This is a genomic window from Acinetobacter sp. LF10, from assembly GCF_048585715.1.
Taxonomy (GTDB): Bacteria; Pseudomonadota; Gammaproteobacteria; order Pseudomonadales; family Moraxellaceae; genus Acinetobacter.
The window spans coordinates 916,415-937,552 of record NZ_CP184160.1 but is presented as its reverse complement, the minus strand read 5'-3'; the positions used below and the strand labels follow the sequence as shown (position 1 = coordinate 937,552).

At 37.7% G+C, this 21,138-nt stretch carries 16 protein-coding genes and 1 pseudogene; 9 read left to right on the top strand and 8 right to left on the bottom strand.

The annotated features are described in order from the left end of the window. Positions 1-104: 104 nt before the first annotated feature. Complete coding sequence (locus ACN19N_RS04505; protein ID WP_420002048.1) at positions 105-476, bottom strand: Mpo1-like protein; 372 nt, start codon at positions 474-476, stop codon at positions 105-107. Between the two features lie 176 nt (positions 477-652). On the opposite strand from ACN19N_RS04505, the gene ACN19N_RS04500 reads away from it, so the two are divergent. After that, entirely contained in the window at positions 653-2,101 is a 1,449-nt protein-coding gene (locus ACN19N_RS04500) for a CHAD domain-containing protein (protein WP_420002047.1), read from the top strand. A 97-nt stretch (positions 2,102-2,198) separates the two neighbouring features. Here ACN19N_RS04500 and ACN19N_RS04495 read toward each other — a convergent pair whose 3' ends face one another. Continuing rightward, on the bottom strand, positions 2,199-2,831 hold the full coding sequence (locus ACN19N_RS04495; protein ID WP_269239252.1) for a hypothetical protein: 633 nt from the start codon (positions 2,829-2,831) through the stop codon (positions 2,199-2,201). Between the two features lie 104 nt (positions 2,832-2,935). On the opposite strand from ACN19N_RS04495, the gene ACN19N_RS04490 reads away from it, so the two are divergent. After that, the gene (locus tag ACN19N_RS04490) at positions 2,936-3,322 is read left to right on the top strand and encodes a DUF3144 domain-containing protein (protein ID WP_005217661.1); all 387 of its coding nucleotides are present in this window, start codon (positions 2,936-2,938) and stop codon (positions 3,320-3,322) included. A 48-nt stretch (positions 3,323-3,370) separates the two neighbouring features. On the opposite strand, the gene ACN19N_RS04485 is transcribed toward ACN19N_RS04490, so the two are convergent. From ACN19N_RS04485 to icd, 3 genes are all read right to left on the bottom strand, one after another. Next, complete coding sequence (locus tag ACN19N_RS04485) at positions 3,371-6,139, bottom strand: M16 family metallopeptidase (protein WP_420002046.1); 2,769 nt, start codon at positions 6,137-6,139, stop codon at positions 3,371-3,373. 144 nt (positions 6,140-6,283) lie between these two features. Beyond that, positions 6,284-7,102, bottom strand: a complete 819-nt coding sequence (locus ACN19N_RS04480; protein WP_269239250.1) for a PhzF family phenazine biosynthesis protein — start codon at positions 7,100-7,102, stop codon at positions 6,284-6,286. Positions 7,103-7,323: 221 nt separating this feature from the next. After that, positions 7,324-8,580, bottom strand: a complete 1,257-nt coding sequence (icd, locus tag ACN19N_RS04475; protein WP_005157986.1) for an NADP-dependent isocitrate dehydrogenase — start codon at positions 8,578-8,580, stop codon at positions 7,324-7,326. Between the two features lie 192 nt (positions 8,581-8,772). On the opposite strand from icd, the gene ACN19N_RS04470 reads away from it, so the two are divergent. Further along, a complete protein-coding gene (locus tag ACN19N_RS04470) occupies positions 8,773-9,591 on the top strand; it encodes an rRNA large subunit pseudouridine synthase E (protein ID WP_420002045.1) in 819 nt (272 codons plus the stop codon). Positions 9,592-9,627: 36 nt separating this feature from the next. Here the strand turns inward: ACN19N_RS04470 and ACN19N_RS04465 are convergent, their stop codons facing one another. Both ACN19N_RS04465 and ACN19N_RS04460 read right to left on the bottom strand, forming a co-directional pair. Then, entirely contained in the window at positions 9,628-10,638 is a 1,011-nt protein-coding gene (locus ACN19N_RS04465) for a DUF2971 domain-containing protein (RefSeq protein ID WP_420002044.1), read from the bottom strand. 137 nt (positions 10,639-10,775) lie between these two features. Then, positions 10,776-13,007 carry an NADP-dependent isocitrate dehydrogenase gene (locus ACN19N_RS04460; RefSeq protein WP_293745464.1) on the bottom strand — a complete coding sequence of 744 codons (2,232 nt, stop codon included), beginning with the start codon at positions 13,005-13,007 and terminating at the stop codon, positions 10,776-10,778. A gap of 489 nt (positions 13,008-13,496) precedes the next feature. Here ACN19N_RS04460 and uraH point away from each other — a divergent pair, with 489 nt between their 5' ends. Then, positions 13,497-13,895 carry a hydroxyisourate hydrolase gene (gene uraH / locus ACN19N_RS04455; protein ID WP_241306155.1) on the top strand — a complete coding sequence of 133 codons (399 nt, stop codon included), beginning with the start codon at positions 13,497-13,499 and terminating at the stop codon, positions 13,893-13,895. A 114-nt stretch (positions 13,896-14,009) separates the two neighbouring features. On the opposite strand, the gene ACN19N_RS04450 is transcribed toward uraH, so the two are convergent. Next, entirely contained in the window at positions 14,010-15,713 is a 1,704-nt protein-coding gene (locus tag ACN19N_RS04450; RefSeq protein ID WP_420002043.1) for a M61 family metallopeptidase, read from the bottom strand. 170 nt (positions 15,714-15,883) lie between these two features. Between ACN19N_RS04450 and ACN19N_RS04445 the strand changes: the two genes are divergently transcribed. From ACN19N_RS04445 to ACN19N_RS04425, 5 genes and pseudogenes are all read left to right on the top strand, one after another. After that, a complete protein-coding gene (locus ACN19N_RS04445; RefSeq protein ID WP_420002042.1) occupies positions 15,884-17,203 on the top strand; it encodes a D-alanyl-D-alanine carboxypeptidase PBP6B in 1,320 nt (439 codons plus the stop codon). Between the two features lie 96 nt (positions 17,204-17,299). Further along, positions 17,300-18,586 carry an NAD(P)/FAD-dependent oxidoreductase gene (locus ACN19N_RS04440; protein WP_269229853.1) on the top strand — a complete coding sequence of 429 codons (1,287 nt, stop codon included), beginning with the start codon at positions 17,300-17,302 and terminating at the stop codon, positions 18,584-18,586. A 122-nt stretch (positions 18,587-18,708) separates the two neighbouring features. Then, on the top strand, positions 18,709-19,191 hold the full coding sequence (locus ACN19N_RS04435; RefSeq protein ID WP_004663295.1) for an FKBP-type peptidyl-prolyl cis-trans isomerase: 483 nt from the start codon (positions 18,709-18,711) through the stop codon (positions 19,189-19,191). Between the two features lie 120 nt (positions 19,192-19,311). Further along, entirely contained in the window at positions 19,312-20,754 is a 1,443-nt protein-coding gene (locus ACN19N_RS04430) for a cryptochrome/photolyase family protein (RefSeq protein WP_420002041.1), read from the top strand. Positions 20,755-20,933: 179 nt separating this feature from the next. After that, a pseudogene (locus ACN19N_RS04425) lies at positions 20,934-21,095 on the top strand (hypothetical protein); the annotation flags it as partial. Positions 21,096-21,138: the final 43 nt, after the last annotated feature.

Here is a 21,138-nt window from a genome sequence, read left to right as displayed (position 1 = left end):
TTCTCTTATTTTTTATTATCTTACTTGAACACTTGGTAATAAAAAAGCTGCCGAAGCAGCTTTGCGACAGTAAATGTCATTTATCGTATTAAAGCAAAATATTTTTAAGAATCAATTTTATCCAATTGACGATCAACCAAACTCAAACGCCCACGTGCAACGTCCGACAGCATCTTCCAGTCAGAAATGAAGCTATAAAATGGCTGTTTAAAGCTAGCAGGTTTATTGTGTTCAAAGAAAAAATGCCCCACCCAAGCGCAGGCATAGCCTGAGACTAAGCCATAAGCGAAGTATTTTGCTTTACGCTGACGAATTGCTTTAGTAAAGAAATATAAGCCAATAGAACTGCCTGCGACATGCAATCGGCGGCTCGTGATACTACGATGCTCTGTCAGGTAGAAATAATAGAATTCATTATAATTTTTAATCGGTAATGAAAATTCCACTGGCTTGGTTATATTGGCTGGTGCATTCATTTCTTGATCATCCTAATCGTGCAAGATTGTTCACACGTTAATTCATTTTTTGCACAAAATAAAGTCATTAGGTGTCATCGTATCCAGACTTAAAACAACTTTACAATCATTCTTGAGATCAACCCGTTATACTCATTTTATATTTATCATTCTTTGCGCTCAGGAGTCATAACATCATGGAAATAGAGCTTAAATTTCAACTTCCTGAATCTAAGAAAAAAACCGTTTTACAAACACTGAATAAGCAAAAAGCGCAAAAAATTCAGCTCCAAGCCAAATATTATGATACCGCTGACCGCTTACTTGCCAAAAACTATGTCGCTATCCGTTTACGCCAAGAAGGTGAACACTGGGTACAAACCTTTAAAGCCGCCAGTAAAAACCATCTACAACGCATTGAAGAAGATATTTATCTGGGTAAATGTGAACAAGAACCTGAACTCGATTTATCACTTTATCAGCACAACCGAACCGTTCAAACGGTGCTACATGAAATTTTAGGTGATACGCCTGCTGAGCTACAATTACAGTTTCAAACCAATGTACAACGAAGTTTCCATGTATTTGAGTTTGAAGGTTCACAGATTGAAGTTTGTTTAGATGACGGTGAAATTCGTACCCCAACCGATCAAGCCAAAATCTGTGAAGTCGAATTTGAACTCAAACAAGGTGTAGCACAAGACTTAATTCATTTTGCCAAGACATGGGTAGATAAATATCAATTATGGCTTGATGTGCGTAGCAAAGCAGAACGCGGTAATTTATTGGCAGTTGGCAAACGTGTTTCTCCTGCGACCAAAGCCAAACCGCTAAACTTAGAATCCGACATTAGCGCCGAACAAGCAGTTAAATTGATCGTCGAAAATACCTTAAACCAGATATTGCCGAATGCTGCCGCAATTGCCAATGGTGTCTCTGAAGCTGATCATATTCATCAAACGCGTGTCGGTTTGCGTCGTTTACGCTCTGCTTTAAAACATTTTTCAAATTGGTCAGCACAGGTTGATCCAACTTGGGAAAATGAATTAGCAGAACTTTTTAGGGCTTTGGGGCAATCACGTGATCACGATGCAATTCAGGGTTCTGTGATTCCGCTTATAAAACAAAGCTGTGATTTTGAATTTCCTCTTGGTGCTGAAATAGATTCCAATATCGCTAAGCTTTTCAGTGCAGCTAAAACAACACAGCTATTCTTATCATTATTTAGTTTTATATATTGTGGTGATGAGTCGAAATCAAAATTATCTAAACAAGTAGCTAAAAGTTTGAGCAAGCTTTTTAACAAAATTTTAGAGGACGCAGCTCAGTTTTCTACGCTTGCAATTGAAGAACAGCATCGTACTCGTAAGCGTATCAAGCAATTGCGTTATTGCATCGACTTTATTTCAGGGCTTTATCCTGAAAAAGAGGTTCAGCAATTTCTGAATAAACTAGAACCAATCCAAGAATATTTAGGTTTTTATAATGATCTATTTGTGGCGGAACAGATTTTTGAAAAACAAGCACTAGAACAATCACAATTTTTATTTGCTTTAGGTTGGGTAAAAGCACAACAACCGCATGTCGCAAAGAAAGCTAATAAAAAGTTACAGCATTTATCGGTTAAAGATATTTTTTGGAAGTAGTAATCGCCCCCAAATACAGATCAGTGTAAATCACCCCTAACCCCTCTTTGAAAAAGAGGGGGATGAAAAGATTGACTTGATAAGAAATTATCAAATCTTACCGATATTTCCCAAAAATCTTCCATGTCCCATTATCAGCAATCGGATCACTATAACTATCATTACGCTGCTTACGTGGCTTATCCCGTGCATCCACCAATTTAAAATGTGGCTCGACACTTAAAATCATACCATTCATATAAAAACGGGTGCGCGTATACTCGGTTTGCCCGTGTTGAAAAACATAAGTCCGTAAATCAATAAACTCACGATGTGCCACCAACGCAGCAGTATCATCACTACCTAACCATTCCTGCATTGCAAAAATCTGATCTGTCTCAAATTGCCCACATTTTTCGAGCAAAGCCGCTACACCACGAAAAGTCTTAGATTCTTTAGCCCGTGTTTTATTAATTCGAATACGATCGACATGAAAGAAAAACAGCGGCAAATTAAGATGGCTCGGTAAATGAATGGCATCCACCACACCATCCTCCATAAAGGGCTGACAGAGTTGCTGTGCCCTTTCAATCAAAGGTTGCCATTGTCGGTAGTATTCATCAACCTCGTCCTTTAAACCATAATAAATCGGCAAACCTTCGACATGCTCTAAATATTGTGGTGGATGAATATGTTGGCGTAGTAAGGCAACATCCGTTTTAAGACTTTGAATCGCGATTGCATCTTGCATAGTGATTATTCTAATTACTTAGGCTATTTTAGATTAAGCCAAAGGTTTAGTTTCCACAAGGCTTTGTCTATAATATTGTGTCTTATTTGTTGTTGGGAAAAATCATGTCTCAAAAAATTAATGCCACTGATGTGACAGAAGAAGAAGCTTTAAATGCGATATTTTTTGAGCGAGCAGATGAATTTATCAAACAAGCCAATGAGTTTTGTCGCCCACAAAAAGGACAGCAACCCAAACCAGAAGAGTTACGCGGACAAGTCAGCGCTGCCATGTTATTTGCAACAGCTCGTTTTAATACGTGGGTTGCAGCAAATAATTTTAAAGATGGCAATGAAATGCGTGATGCCAAAGAGCAAGTCATGTCTTATTTATTGCAACAATTTCAAATGATGTTAGAAGATAACTTTGACGAATATTGTGAGCAGTTTGAGAATTACTTACGCTTCCGTAAAAATGAAGATTTTCATACGCACAAACACGATCACGAATGATTTAAGTTCAAAAAGAAAGCCACCTAAGAGTGGCTTTCTTTTGATCTGCTATTTTAAGTCTTGGGCTTTACCATATTGGTCAGCCATCACCTCAACAAACTGATCTAGCTTGATATATTTCTTAATCACAGCATCTACATCTGCCTTGGTCAGTTTTGCAAGCGCTTGATCTCGCTCAGCACGATCCATCAAGGTTTTATTACGCTCTAACTGTCCTGTAAGCATTTTATGAATATTTCGTTCATCTTCTAACGAAGTCACGCGCTTCTTCATAATATCTGCTTTAGCCGCTTCCACTTCCTGCTCAGTTACCCCTTTACTCAATAAATCGGTCAATACCTTATGAACAGATTGTGATACCTGATCAGAACGACCCGCTGTATAATTCGCTGTAATACTAATCGACCCACTTTCGTTGTCTGAATCTAGATCAAGATCACTCCCAAAACCATAAACAAGCGCATTTTTCTCACGTAATTCCTGAGCCAAACGAGAAGATAACTGCGAGTTACCCATAATATGACTGAGGAGAATCAAGGCAGGAGCATCTTGATGATAAGCACCTACAGGAATAGTCAGAATACTTTGATAGCTACCAAACTCACGTTGCTCGGATAGAGCATGTACTTTTTCCGCTTTGAATTGAACATACGGCGATGTAATTTTTTGGTATGGCTGTTTGGTTTTCCACTGTCCAAATGCTTTCTGTAGGGTGCTTTGCATTTTCTTCGGATCGAAATCACCTGTCACTGCGATTTGCGCATGATTAGTGACAAAGAATTGATCATAGAATTGCTTAACCTGTGCTTGCGTAGCCGCATTTAACTGCTTCTTCGCAAACTCTGGTTCAAAGTGATAACGCAAATCACCGGGTTGATAGGTTTCAAGTAATCGAGCCAAGGTCATTGAGGCAACAATTGCAGGTTCAGTATACGGTCGATCTAATGCAGATAAGCTTTGATTTTTCGCTAAATCAAATTCTGATTGTGCAAATTTAGGCTGCTTCATGACATCAATAATAAAGTTTAAGAAATCTTCAAACTTATCTTTTTTTGCCTGAATCCCAATCGTCAAACCATTACCATTTGAAGTAATAGATGCACCACCACTTGCTGCAATCGCTTTATCTGTAATTTCTTGTAATGTATGTTTTTCAGAACCACGCAGCATCAAATAACTGGTTAAATCTAAGGTCACCCCTTTGCCAAACAGTGATTTCTCCGTACCAAAATCTAGGCTAATGGTGGCATAGGTTTTATCATCACGTGTTGTGGTTGGGAATAAAGCATAGCGAATACCATTCTTTAACTCACCACGTTGGATTTTTTGCTCATTTTTCTGTAGTTGCTGCGCAGACTGTGCAACAAACTGAGTGACTTCTTGTTGATAAATCGCAACATCTTTTAACGGTTCAGGCTTTTCGGCACTTTGATCTAAGGTTTTAGGTTTATCTTGTGCCTTGAGTGTCATCGCTTTCTTTTGATCTTCAGGCGTAGGTAGAATATCTCCCGAAATACGATGCGATGATACTAAAAACTGTTTTAATGTTTGATTGGCATCATTTAATTTTAAATCTTGAATGGCTTGTAAATCTTTGAAGTACTGATCCCATTGTCCGTGTGAAGACACTGCATAATCACTAAGGCGAGAACCCAAAGCAACAGCATCATTTGCAATCGTATCAGCCGTATTTTGAGTAATAGTTTTGATACGTTGTAATTCTGCATCGGTAAATGTTTGGCTATTCTCAACACCATCAACCAACGCATCATCAACTTTTTTTGCATCATGATTCGGCGCATACACCGCACCCATAAAGACCATATTAAAATCTTGGTCCAACCATGTCGTCGATTGAACAGCTGTACTCATTCCTGTTTCTACCATGCTCTTATACAGCGTACCACTAGGCTGCATGGTATAAAGTGCTGGTGCAAGTGCTAATGCTGGCTGTAGTTGCGTATTTTTTCCATTCATATAAATGTGGAATTTAGCAAGATCACTGCCCTTTTGCACCGTGAATTTTCGCTGCTCAATCTTACTTGAATCCAAAACAGGCACTTGAACTTGTGCAGGCACAGTGCGTGCTGGAATTGGGCTGAAATATTGATCAATCTTATTCAGTACTTCTACTTTATCAAATTTACCCGAAATCACCATCACAGCGTTATTGGGTGCATACCATGTTCTATAAAACTGATTTAATTCATTCATTTTTATAGATTTTAATTCAGGCAAATCACCAATCGGCAATCGACCTAAATATTGATTGCCATAAGCTGCTTTCCACATCTGATCCATCAATACTGCAAACGGTTGATCCATACGAATTTCACGTTCACGTTTTACAATTTCAATTTCAGAAGGGACAAATTTTTCTTGTAACACCAATTTATCCATACGCTCAGACTCAAGGTATAGAATTTCATTCAGTGCATTTTTTTCAGGACGAACAATATTTAAATATTTAGTTGAGTAATAATCGGTACTGGCATTGGTCATTAAAGTGAATTGATCCAAACGACGCTGAAATTCCTCACCTTTGACATTTTGTGTGCCTTTAAATGCCAAATGTTCAAGCAAATGAGCAAGACCACCTTTCCCTTTAGGATCATTCAGTGAACCTGTTAAGTACACCGTATTAACATAAACTTTGTTTTCTTTATCATTTGGTGCAAGAATAACTCTGAAACCATTATCTAATTTATATTCTTCGATATTTTTTTCACTTTTTACAAGTACTGTCTGAGACCAAGATGTCGCACTCAATCCAATCAAACAAAGAGAGAGTGTAAGCTGCTTAAACCGCATTAACATAATTTATCCAAGTATTTTTAGTCATTTAAATAAAACGATAAACCATATAGTAGAGAACGATTCGCATTTTTAATAGTGATGTTTTGAAAAAGCTGTGCATTTAAACAGCTTTTTTCTATGTTTTTATAGCGTTTGAGTTAAAATTTAGATTGCAAGTTCAGCCTGCATATACAGTTTTGCATAACCTGAAATTTCAATACGATCTTCAGACTCAATCACACACTCTAAAATCCCACCTCGAACTGATGCCTGATATGCGATAAGCTGAGTTTGATCAAGTTTTTCAGCCCACAAGGGTGCAATTGCAGTATGAATCGAACCCGTAACAGGATCTTCATTAATCCCAATCGTAGGGGCGAAATAGCGAGATACACAATCAAACTGACCTTCGCCTCTCGCTGTAATAGCAACATCAGGTTGAGATGCAGTAATTGCGGTACGTAATGCGCCTAATTGCTTTAATTTTTCAAAGTCAGGTTGCTCGTTTAATACATCAGCGACAGTTTCATATTCAACAATATATGCCTGACCATTCAGATAAACCGCTTTAAATGGCTTGGTTAAACCATCTCGAAGTTCTTGAGGATATTCAGATATAAGTTCAGCTTTTCGAATAGGGAAATTCATTTTAATCTTGCCGTCTGCTGCTTGGCTAACGATAAAAATGCCCAAATCTTTCACATGAAATTGAATCGTCTTTACAGTGGTGAAATCTTTAAATAAAACAAAGGCACTGGCTAAAGTCGCATGTCCACAGAAGGCAACCTCATCTGTTGGTGAAAACCAACGAATTTCATAATTAGTTTCATCTTGTTTTTTGACAAAAGCCGTTTCAGATAAATTATTTTCCAATGCGATATTTTGCATTAAGTTTTCATCTAACCACTCATCTAACACAATGACTGCTGCAGGATTACCTTTAAATAGTTCTTGGGTAAAAGCATCAACTTGATACATCTTCATGACATGAGACTCTAAATATTTTTCAACTATTCTGAACTTTTAGCCGATGAAACATAGATACAGATTTATCTAAATTTACGATACAGTGCATATTTATATGGTTAAAAATCATGTGAAATGCACAATGAAAGAACGATATTAACAAACGATACAATCGAACTAAAAAAATGCCGACAAAAAAGGGTGTTACTTAAACACCCTTCTCTTTAGCTCAGCTTTGTTTAATCTTCCATGTGTTGAATAATGGCTTGACCAAATTCCGAACAGCGCAATAGGGTTGCATTTGGCATTAATCGTTCAAAGTCATACGTTACTGTTTTCGCTTCAATTGCACCAGAAACACCTTTGATAATCAAATCAGCAGCTTCGCCCCACCCCATATCACGTAACATCATTTCAGCAGAAAGAATAATTGAACCAGGATTAACCTTATCCTGCCCCGCATACTTTGGTGCAGTTCCATGAGTTGCCTCGTAAACTGCTATCGCACCACCAATATTGGCACCCGGTGCAATGCCAATTCCCCCTACTTCTGCTGCCAGCGCATCAGAAATATAGTCACCATTTAAATTAAGTGTCGCAATAACAGAATAATCTGCCGGACGCATTAAGATTTGCTGTAAGAATGCATCGGCAATCACATCTTTAATAATGATGTCTTTACCATTTTTAGGGTTCTTGATTTTAACCCATGGTCCACCATCAAGTAGTTCACCACCAAAGCGTTCTATTGCGAGTTCATAGCCCCACTCTTTGAATGCACCTTCGGTGTATTTCATAATATTACCTTTGTGAACCAACGTCACAGAAGGTTTATCATTATCTATCGCAAACTGAATGGCTTTACGTACTAAACGTTGTGTCCCTTCTTTAGAAACAGGTTTGATCCCAATTCCACAGCCTTCGTCAAAACGGATTTTTGTTACGCCCATTTCTTCTTTTAGAAATTTAATAACTTTTTTAGCTTCCTCTGAATCTGCTTTCCACTCAATCCCTGCATAAATATCTTCTGAGTTTTCGCGGAAAATCACCATATCCGTGAGTTCAGGATGTTGAACAGGTGAAGGAACACCCTCAAACCAACGGACTGGCCGCACACAAACATATAAATCAAGTTCTTGACGCAACGCAACATTCAGTGAACGAATACCACCACCCACAGGTGTGGTTAAAGGACCTTTAATTGAAACAATAAATTCTCGTAGAGCTTCGAAGGTTTCTTCAGGCATGTAAGTGCCATAAATTTTATCTGCTTTTTCACCGCAATAGACTTCCATCCATTCGATCGAACGTTTGCCACCGTAAGCTTTTAACACCGCAGCATCTACTACTGCTTTCATAGCTGGTGTAATATCCACACCAATACCATCACCTTCAATAAAAGGGATGATTGGATGATTTGGAACATTCAGTGACAGGTCTGCGTTTACTGTGATTTTGTCACCATCAGCAGGAACCACGATCTTCTGATAACCCATTTTGCAGGTTCTCCCTCATGTATTTAGCGATTATAACTATGCCTTCTATGGCATACTTTCGTTTTTATTGCATGAAACAGTTTAGTTCAAAACAGGTTTTTTTGAGATTTATACGGGAAATAACAACATTTTCCCATTAAATAGAAACCTTTATTGTTATGATGCCGCCCATAGCCAAAGCAGTATACTCATATGAAAATAGTTGTATTCAACAAACCTTTCGACGTTTTGTCACAGTTCCGTGAGGATGAAGCTCACCTTACACTTTCTCATTTTATTCATGATCCAGATTTACGTCTGGCTGGCAGACTTGATCTTGACTCAGAAGGACTTATGTTCCTTACCGATCATGGTGGTCTGAATCAATACATTACGAATCCTGCAAATAAAAAATTTAAAACCTACCTTGCTCAGGTTGATGGTGATGTAACTGAGGAAGCATTAGAACAATTGCGTAAAGGCGTTGAACTCGCTGATGGCATGACGTTACCTGCTAACGCAATGAAAGTAGATGCACCAGAATGGTTATGGGATCGAGATCCACCTGTACGTTACCGTGCTAACATCCCAACGAGTTGGATTGAGCTACAAATTTGTGAAGGTCGTAATCGCCAAGTACGTCGTATGACCGCGGCGGTTGGCTTTCCAACTTTACGCTTAATTCGTACTAAAATTGGTTCCATTGATTTGGTTCGTTTAGGTTTACAACCTGGCGAACAAGTTGAAATTGAACCTTTGTTATATCCTGACTTTAAAGATGTTCCTGCGGATAAACCGTATGAAGGACGTTCTTTTGCGAAAAAAACGAATAATAAACCGCATTTCTCTCGTGCCAAAGATAAAGCGCGTGAAGAAAAAGGTGAAAAACCGTTTAAAGGTAAGAAAAAAGCAGGTGGCGGTACAACACGTATTTGGCAAATGGATGAAAGTGAGAAACCACGTCGCAAGACCAATGGTACAACTCGTCCAAATACTAAAGCACCACGTGGTCGCAACCGTAATGGTCGTTAAAAGTTGATTTTTTAAAGCCCACGGAAGTGGGCTTTTTTACGCTAAATGTAATTTCTCATAAAAATTATCAATTTCTTGCAAAGTGAAGTTTTTCTTTATCGGCGATATCTCTTCTTCCGTTTTATAGAAGTGAGCATAAATAATCGGTTCAATTTTACTTCTTGGATCATTCACAGAAATAGCTATACAAGCCAATTTATAAAAATAAGGATCTCTACGAATAATCTCAGCAACCTTATCAAAATAAGTTGTGTCTATTTCCCAACCATAACCATTGTAATCAATCAAAGATTTATCTATAAATTTAACAGTATTTTTATATTTTTCAGCATCTCCATAAGGGTCTACAACTTCATTATATTCAAATTCATAAGAGTTAGGTTTTAATGCCATTTGATAATATTTGATATTCCGTCCTTTCAACACCTCCATGACCTGTTCTTGACTCACCTGAGATGAACTATCTGATAATTTCTTATTATCATCATGCAGATCTTGCTTTGTTTTTGGCATTCTTAAACCAAAATAAATTGCCTTCACGGCTCTAGCATCATATTCAACCTTACCAAAATGATTGATAATTATTCTTATCTCATCCTCATGCAACCACCTCTTTGATTTTGTACCAAGAATTAACTCGTTCAATTTAGAAATACTATTATGATGAAATACTGAGCTAAAATTCAATTTTGGTATATCTACATCATATTGCACAATACAATTCAATTTAATACTTTCGATTTTCAATAATATTTCTTGATCATATTCAATACAAAAACCTTTATGTGCATTAGCGTAATACGCCCATAACAACTCATCTTTTTCAGTTTTACTCAAGGAGTAAATACCGTAATTTTTAACTTCTTTATAAAATCGAGAGAAATCATTTTTAAACAAATGATGTAGTCCAGTTGCATCTAATATCTCATCAATAAATATCCCTTCGTAAGGATCATTTAATTCTAAAGAATTAGGGGCATAAAAATAATTCTGTTGTAAAGAATCTAAATCACGTTTTGAACCAAACCTATATTTATAAACATTCATATTTTTATAGAAAATAATATTAAAAATTAATACTAACTTCAGATCAAACTTAATTCAAATAAATCAACTTTAAAAAAGCCGATGTTTTCACATCGGCTTTCTTACATCACTGATAAATTATCATTAAGTATTAAAACTTAAATAGTTTCAAGCGTAGCATTAAGCGTTGAACTTGGACGCATCACTGCATTTACTTTCACTGGATCTACAGCGTAGTAACCACCGATATCAGCAGCTTTACCTTGTACTTCACTTAATTCAGCAAGAATTTTTTGTTCATTTTCAACCAAGGCTTTTGCAAGAGGCGCAAACTTCGCTTTCAATTCAGCATCTTCGTTTTGAGCAGCAAGCGCTTCAGCCCAATACATTGCTAAGTAGAAGTGGCTACCACGGTTATCTAGCTCACCCGTACGACGTGATGGAGACTTATCGTTATCTAGCAATTTACCCGTTGCTTGATCAAGAGTTTCTGCAAGTAACTTCGCACGCGCATTATCTTCTTTAAGACCAAGTTCTTCTAAAGAAACTGCAAGCGCAAGAAACTCACCAAGCGAATCCCAACGTAAGTGGTTTTCTTCAACTAACTGCTGAACATGCTTCGGCGCTGAACCACCTGCACCTGTTTCATACATACCACCGCCCGCCATTAACGGAACGATTGATAACATTTTCGCTGAAGTACCCAGCTCCATGATCGGGAATAAGTCAGTTAAATAATCACGTAAGATGTTACCAGTTACAGAGATTGTGTCTAAACCACGTGCTACACGTTCAAGCGTATAACGCATTGCACGTACTTGTGACATGATTTGGATATCAAGACCCTCTGTATCATGTTCTTCTAGATACTTTTCAACTTTCTTGATCAACTCATTTTCGTGTGGACGGTATGGGTCGAGCCAGAAAATCGCAGGCATACCAGAGTTACGAGCACGACTTACCGCAAGTTTTACCCAGTCACGAATTGGTGCATCTTTCACCTGACACATACGCCAGATATCGCCTTCTTCTACATTTTGAGACATCAACACTTCACCAGTGTCTAAATCGGTAATGTTCGCAATACCCGCTTCAGGAATTTCAAAAGTTTTGTCGTGTGAACCGTATTCTTCAGCTTTTTGCGCCATCAAACCAACGTTCGGTACTGTACCCATCGTACGTGGGTCAAAATTACCATTCCACTTACAGAAATTGATCATTTCTTGGTAGATACGTGCGAAAGTTGATTCAGGCATGACTGCTTTACAATCGTAAGGTTTACCATCGGCACCCCACATTTTACCACCACCACGAATCATTGCAGGCATTGATGCATCTACAATCACGTCGTTTGGAGAATGGAAGTTATCAATCCCTTTCGCTGAATCAACCATAGCTAATGCTGGGCGATGTTCTTGGCAAGCATGTAAATCTTCAATAATTTCTTCACGAAGTGAAGTTGGTAAAGTTGCGATCTTTTCATAAAGACCTGCCATACCATTATTGACATTAATACCTAACTGATCAAATAACTTACCGTGTTTTTCAAAAGCATCCTTATAGTAAATTTTCACACAGTGACCGAAAACGATCGGGTGTGAAACTTTCATCATGGTCGCTTTTACGTGTAATGAAAATAAAATACCAGCTTCACGGCAGTCATCGAGTTGCTTCTCATAGAAGTCACACAATGCTTTTTTGCTCATGAACATCGAGTCAATCACTTCGCCATCTTGAAGCGCAACTTTAGACTTGAGAACGATTGTCTCACCGCCCTTCGTGATTAACTCCATCTTCACATTACGTGCACGATCAAGTGTCATTGATTTCTCGCCATGGTAGAAGTCACCTTCTTCCATATGAGAAACGTGCGTTTGTGACCACTGTTTCCACTCACTCATTGAATGAGGATGCTTTTTCGCATAATTTTTTACAGCAGCAGGCGCACGACGATCTGAGTTACCTTCACGTAATACAGGGTTTACAGCAGAACCAAGACATTTACCGTAACGCGTCTTAAGTTCTTTCTCTTCATCCGTTGTTGGATTTTCTGGATAATCAGGAATTGCATATCCTTTAGACTGCAATTCTTTGATGCATGCTGTTAACTGAGCAACTGAAGCACTGATATTTGGCAGTTTAATGATATTTGTATCTGGATCTTGAGTAAGGCGACCAAGCTCAGCAAGGTTATTGCTTACCTTCTGCTCATCGCTTAAGTATTCCGAAAATTCCGCAAGCACACGTGCTGCAACAGAAATGTCACTCTTGACAATTTCTATGCCAGCTGGCTTAGTAAAGGTCTCAATGATCGGCAGTAGCGAATAGGTCGCCAACAATGGCGCCTCATCAGTCAGTGTATAAATGATTTTTGACTTTCCACCAGCCATATATAGCCCCTTGTGTTTGGTTGAGTTTTTCATGAACGAGCTTTTGGCCCAGTCCATTAAAACCGGTTTGCTTGATTAAGGTCTGAGAGTATCAGTCCTCAACGTATCTCAGTCAACGCAATATCTTGTGATATTGACATTTCGCTACGAAATAATGGTATAAAGCTTACGCTTTGTGACCAAGGAACCGGTTAGCTTAAATAAAACATGAGAGTATCATTATTGATTACTTCTCAGTCAATGTAATATATCGTGATATTGACATTTCGATACGAAATACCAATGCTTGAGTACTTCCGTACGATTAAACCCTACATTTTTTAAAATTCTATTTGCTGATTCATTTCTGCCAAATATTTTATAAAATGCTTAATCATAATAAATTGTTTAAGTCCGTACGAATATTCGACTCAAGTTTCATTTACACTTTTTAAACCTATATTTTGAACAAATGATTAAAATCATTTTTTATTTTTTAGGATTGGTCTGATGTTAAAAGTTTTGATTCCTTGCGTAGCCATTTCTCTTTCATCTTTTAGCTTTGCGCAAAACCCTTTAAGTGTGCATGTGCTTAACTTAGAAAATGGACTTCCTTCAGCGGGTGTAAAAGTTATTTTGGAAAAACAAGAAAATAACCAATGGAAAGAGCTTAACCAAAGTACAACCAATCAACAAGGTCGGATCACAGCGTTATATCCTGAAGATGCTGCCCTTCAAAAAGGTATTTACAAAGTTACTTTTAAAACAGGTGAATGGTTCCAAAAGAATAAACAAAGCTCATTTTTCCCAGAAGTTCCTGTCATTTTTTCTGTGGATGGCAATCTTGAACATTATCATATTCCACTTTTGATTAGTCCTTATGGATACTCAACTTATCGTGGTAACTAATAATTTTCAAAAAATTTTAATTAAAATTTTGATATACAAATGAGGGACACTGAATCTGTTCCCTCATTCACACAACGATTTATGCTAACGGTGCGTACAACGCTATCAATTGCATCAACCTTTCAACCATACCTCTAATTTGGTTTGATCCTCAACTTTTAACTCAACCGAATTCAGAGGATTCTCTCCAGCATGCAGTTCAAACTGTAGGAGCTCATCACGACGGAATGCATAAACTGTAAATGTGCCTTTTTGTTTTGCATACTTCGCCAACAACTTTTCTGATGCTTTGATACCATCAATCGCAATAATGACATCGTTAGCAGACAAACCAGCTTGTGCAGCAGCACTATCACGGCGAACATTTTGCACGATGACACCTTCCGCTTTATCTAGCACTTTTAAGCCAAAAGGTAATGCTTTGTCATTTTTAACGATATAGCTCAAACCAAACTCAGGGAATAGTTGATCCAATGGCAATTCATCAGTGGTATTGATCAAATGATTAATTTGTTCAATCCAGTTATCCCCTGTCAATTCATTACACAATTCAAAAATCGTGCGTTCATTGACCTGAATGCCATTTTGGGTATTTTCATACAAACGGCGCATCAAGGCATCTAAATTTGAACCACGTAAACGTAAGCCCAAGTCTAAACAAAGCGCAACTAAGCTACCTTTATTGTAATAACTGGTTCCCGCATTATTTGAATTTTCATCCTGACGATAGAATTTAACCCATGCATCAAAACTCGATTCTGAAACGGATTGAATAAAGCGCCCTGGATTTTGCAAATAACGCTCAATCTGTGCTTTAAGCAAATCCAGATAAGATTTTTGAGAAATCACGCCACTACGCAACAAAATCAAGTCATCATAATAAGAGGTAAAACCTTCAAAAATCCATAATAAGCTCGTATAGCCTTCTTTGTGTAGATCATAATTCGTAAAATTTTCAGGACGAATAAACTTCACTAACCATGAATGAAAATATTCATGACTACACAGACCTAAGAAACGTTGATAATCTTTAGAAGGTTCTTCTGCTTCATCTGCTTTCGGCAAATCATCACGTGGTGTAATCAAACTAGTGCTATTACAATGCTCTAGCCCACCATAACTATTGCCCGTTGCCATCGTCATAAAGGTATAGTTTTGGAATGGTGCTGAACCAAACATGTCAATTTCAGTCTGACAAATCTTTGCAATATCAGCTTGTAAACGCTTCAAATTCGTTGTGTGTTTACCTGAGATGACAAATTCATGTGGAATACCATTCGCTTCAAAGCTAAAACGGCTTTGCTCTGCCAACTCAAATGGACTATCAATCAACTGATCGTAGTTATCTGCCTTTAAAGTATAGCGTCCTTTTACCAAACTCTTAGCAGTTAAACCCGTTGCAATTTGAAAATGTTTTAATTCATGTGGTAAGAAAATTTCAACTTCACATGGTGACTGTTCTTGATCAATTAAACCTAAACAAACACAAGCGGGGTTTACATATAAACGAGTTTGATCGACATACGCACCACGTACCGACAAATCATAAGCATAGACATCATATTCAACCGTAATCAATTCATGATCTGTATTGAATAAGCGCCAACGGTTCTTTTCCGTTTTCTTAATACTAAGTAACCGCCCTGCTTCATCAGATGCTTTTACTGATTCAATATGTTTTGAAAACTCTCGAATCAAATAACTGCCAGGAATCCATGTCGGTAACCAAAGTTCTTGGTTCGGATTAGCGAGGAAACGAAGTGTGACATGAATAAGATGTTGGCGATAATCGTCAAACTCAATTTGATAGTGCAACATAGTTTTAGATCATAAAAATAGGAACGGTTTCACACAGCTTAGCATTTTTTTACAAAGTCATGCGTAGATGTCTTAATTGTTGGCAAAAGTTGCTGGATTCTGCAACAAAAAAGTCATAGCATGCTTTTTTCGCTTTCCATGCCATTGGATCGGCTGCACTAGGTGTTCTCGTGAAATTTCTCCTCTCGCTGTTTACGTTGTTTAGTCTGTTATGTGCCAATTTAGTACATGCTAATTTACTCAATATCGCTCCTGAAACGGTTGAAGCGCAAGCTTGGTCGATTGTAGATGCTCAATCAGGTCAAATCATTGCTGAACATAATAGTCATGTTCAACGTTCGCCTGCATCGCTCACCAAAATGATGGTGGCTTATATTGCTTTGAAAGAAATCGAAGCAGGTAAATTACGTAAGGAAGAGGTATTAACCGCAACACCTGTGGTGAGCACCGTCATGTGGGATGAATCACAGATGTATCTAAAGGCTGGTGAACAAATTTCGGTTGATCAGCTTTTGGCAGGCTTAATTGTGATGTCTGCAAATGATGCTGCTGTTACGCTTGCTGAAAAAATTTCAGGTGGTGTTCCACAGTTCGTTGCGCGTATGAACAAAGAAGCCCAAGCCTTAGGGATGAAAGATACCCATTTCAGTAATCCTGCTGGTATCACCATGACAGATCATTACTCAACTTCAGCAGATTTGAGTTTATTAGCAAAAGCGATTGTAAAAGAGACACCTGAATATTTACATTATTCAAAAATGCCAAGCTTTAGCTATAACCAACGTTTCCACCGTGCAACGAATCTTGCATTAAAAATGGATCCAACAGCAGATGGTTTAAAAACAGGTTATACCAAGGCGGCAGGTTACAACTTGGCTTTAACCGCTGAGCGCCCGACTCTAAATCCACATGTTGATAAGCGTCGTTTGATTGTAGTGGTACTTGGAACACCAAGTGCGGTAAAACGGGCTGAAGTCGCGCATAAATTAATGAATTTAGCGTATACATACACACGCGATGAAGAAGTGATTCCAAAGCAAAAGCTAATTGCTGAACTTCCTGTAATCAAATCAACTTTGAAAATTTTCAAAGTTGAAACTCAACAACCCACTATCGTAACAACATCTTTATACGATCAAGCGACACCAATTGATTTAAATAGTTTTGATTTACTCACACAGCGTATACATTTGCTTGATACAAACCAGCAAATCAAAATCATTGAACCACTTGAAACGACAAAAACACATGTCAATATCAAACTCAATGAACAGCATTTAACAGCGCCATTGACGCAAGTCATGAATTTGGCCACAGTGACGGTTTATCAAAATAACCAGTTAATTCGTAGTCTACAAATTGAAAATAACGTGGAAATTGAAGAAGCGAATATTTTTCAAAAAATTATGATTTGGTTTGCAAACTTATGCTCGTTTTTTTCAACAAATGATGTCAAAGCTGCTAAACTTTATCCTTTGAATCAAGGATAAAAAAAACCTACTATTTTTATCAAGATTAACCATACAATGTTGAAAAAAAGGATGGCATAATCCAACCATCCTTTCACAAAAATAATTAGGTTAATCATGAGCAAAACCTTACATCATATCGTGATTGTGGGTGGTGGCGCAGGTGGTTTAGAGCTTGCAACACAATTAGGTGAACGTTTTGGCAGGAAAAAGAAAGCCAAAATTACTCTAATCGACCAAAATCTCACGCATATATGGAAGCCTCTCCTACACGAAATTGCCGCTGGCTCGCTAAATCCTCACGAAGAACAAACCAATTATTTTGCTCACGCAGAAAAACATGATTTTGAGTTCATTCTCGGAACATTAATCAACGTAAATAAAGATCAAAAACAAATTACAATTTCACCTCCTCAACTTTCTAAAGAACATACTCCTGTTATTCAAAGTCTCAGCTACGATACATTGATATTAGCTGTTGGCTCAGTGTCAAATGACTTCGGAACTGAAGGAGTACGTGAAAATTGTCATTTCTTAGATAGTCGCAAACAAGCCGATATTTTCCAACAGGACTTATTCCATCTTTATATTGAAGCGCAAAACCAAGCAACTGAACGTGCCTTGAATATTGGTATCGTGGGTGCGGGTGCAACAGGTGTTGAATTAGCGGCTGAACTAATTGAAACCACGAAGAATTTTTATCGTTATGGGTTAAAGAAAATTAATCCAAAGCAAGTTAAAATTACCTTGATCGAAGCCTCAGATCGTATCTTGCCTGCACTCAATGAAAAAACAGCTACACATAGCGCGAAACAATTACAAAAAATGGGCATCAACATTCTGACGCAACATAAAGTGCAAAAAGTCGATGAATCAAATGTCTATTTTAGCAATGGTCATGTTTTGCATTCGGACATTACTGTATGGGCGGCAGGTGTCAAAGCACCTAAAGTTTTGGAGTCATTTACAGATTTTAAACGCGATAAAATTAATCGTTTAATGGTCTATGCGACATTACAAACTTATTCAGATCCAAATGTATTTGCCTTTGGGGATTGTGCAAATTGTCAGCTTGATGCACGTCAACCTCCATTAGGACCACGTGCACAGGTCGCCAGCCAACAAGCGACATTCTTGGTAGATGCTATGGCCGCTCGTTTATCTGGCTCACCTCAACCTATGTTTAATTTCAGTGACAAAGGCTCTTTGGTTTCATTAAGCAGTAATCAGGCTGTTGGAGAATTACTCGGTGATGTAAGCGTACAAGGTTTTATTGCCAAAACAATGTATGTATCTTTGTATCGATTACATCAAGCCAATATTCATGGTTATACCCAAGCAGGAATGCTGACCATGAAAGATTTTCTGACACGTCGTGTACGTCCAAAAATTAAACTTTATTGAGTTGAAATTTTCTATTTCGTTCCCATTTATAACGAAATAGTTTCAAAAAGTGGAAAATAGTCAACAAAATCTATTTTTCACTTTATGATGTACACCTAAATTGATTGAATGGATCAAACAACATGACTGCTATTGCAAATAACCACGTGGTTTCATTCCACTACACTTTAACAAACGCTGAGGGTGAAACACTTGATCAATCTCAAGGTGAACCACTTGCATATTTGCACGGCGCGGGCAACATCATTCCAGGTTTAGAAAATGCACTTCTTGGTAAAACAGTAGGCGAAAAATTTACTGTAACTGTTCCAGCTGCTGAAGGTTATGGCGAATATAACCCAGACCTCGTACAAGAAGTTCCAGCTCAAATGTTCCAAGGTGTAGACAATATCCAAGCGGGTATGCAATTCCAAGCTCAAACTGATGATGGCGTTCAAATCGTAACTGTTAAAGCAGTTGAAGGCGAAAACGTTATTGTTGATGCAAACTTCCCTCTTGCTGGTCAAGATTTAACATTTGAAGTTGAAATCGTTGAAATCCGTGATGCTTCTCAAGAAGAATTAGATCACGGTCATGTTCACGGTGCAGGTGGTCACCACCACTAATTCATATTTTTGAATTAGATAAAAAAGCAAAGCTTCGGCTTTGCTTTTTCTTCACATAGACATAGATAAAATCACAATTATATTTAATTTCTTTCTAATAAATGTAATGGTTGTTAGCTTATGTCTCATGTCTATCAATTGATTTGGTTTCGTCAAGATTTAAGAATCCATGATCATGCTGCTTTATGGCATGCGGCTCAAACAGGCTCATGTATCGCAATCGTTCTATTATCGCCTGAACAATGGCAACGCCATGATGATGCCCCGATTAAAATTGAATTTTATCTGCGTCAATTACAAGAATTAAAAACACAACTGGATAACCTGAATATCCCATTAATCGTTCAAACCATTCCTTTATGGAACGATATTCCCCAATTCTTTATTCGCTTATTAGAACATATTAATTTTCAAAATATTTATGCCAATATTGAGGTCGGTGTTCATGAACTTCAACGTGATGCCGATGTACAAAAACAGCTAAATCGTCATCAAAAAGAACTCGTACTGTTACATGATCGAACACTGTTTCCTTTTGCATCTATCCGTAATCAATCGAACCTGCCCTACCAAGTTTTTGGTGCATTTAAAAAAGCATGCTATCAACGTTTACAACATGCTTTACCTCAATGCTATCCGGTGCCCAATATTCAACAACCGATTAAATTAGATTTATCTGCTTTAGCTCAAACAGACATCCATCAATTACAACTCGAATATGCAGAGAAAATAAAACCACCAATTACGATTCTTTGGAATGTCGGTGAGTCACACGCACTTAATTTATTGGATCATTTCATCGATCAGAATCTAACGGACTATAAAGTATCTCGTGATCTACCTTCAATATCAGGCACAAGCCAGCTTTCTACCTATTTAAATATTGGCATACTCTCCATTCGCCAATGTATCCAAGCGTTGTTTCGACAACAGCACGGTGATTTTGTTATTCAATCTGAAGGTCAACAAACGTGGCTCGATGAACTGTTATGGCGTGAATTTTATCAACATATTTTATTTGATTTTCCACAAGTCTCTAAACATTTACCCTTCAAAGCAGCAACCCAACAAATCAATTGGCGCGATGATCCGGTTAATCTAGAAAAATGGCAACAAGGGCAAACAGGTATTCCAATTGTAGATGCAGGTATGCGTCAGCTACTCGCAACAGGTTGGATGCATAATCGAGTTCGTATGATTTGCGCTATGTTTCTAACTAAAAATCTATTGATCGATTGGCGCATTGGCGAACAATGGTTTATGCAACATTTAATCGATGGTGACTTAGCGGCAAATAATGGTGGATGGCAATGGTGTGCATCTACAGGCACAGATGCTGCCCCTTATTTCCGAGTATTTAATCCAATTAGCCAATCACAAAAATTTGATTCCAATGGAGACTATATTCGTAAATGGGTGCCAGAACTCGCAAATTTGGATGCACAAATCATACACGAACCTTATGCAAAAGATTTATCAAAAAATCTCAATTATCCAAAACCAATTGTTGATCTTAAAACTAGCAGAGTACGCGCGATCGAAGCTTTCAAATCATATTTATAGCCTTAACCAAGGCTATAAATTTGCTGAGTAATCATTTTTTAATCGCACAAATAAACAGGTCATACTGTATGTTACTGTTTACAAAATCATTTCATCAAATCAATCACATAAAACAATCAAAAACCACATTAATATGGTGTTAAGTTAATCAGAAAAGAATTCATTAAAATAAAATAGCTATGCAAAAGAATCCAGCACCAGCACTCATCTTATGGACTATCGCAGCTCAAATATTTATGGGTATCGTTGCTTATGAATATGAATGGTTACCTACGAGTTACAGAGGCAGTTGGATTTTTTTAATTTTGTTATTGATTGCAGGCGCATTTTTAAATATTGGTGCAATAAAGCCGATCTCAACTCAAAATACCAACTCGATAGCTG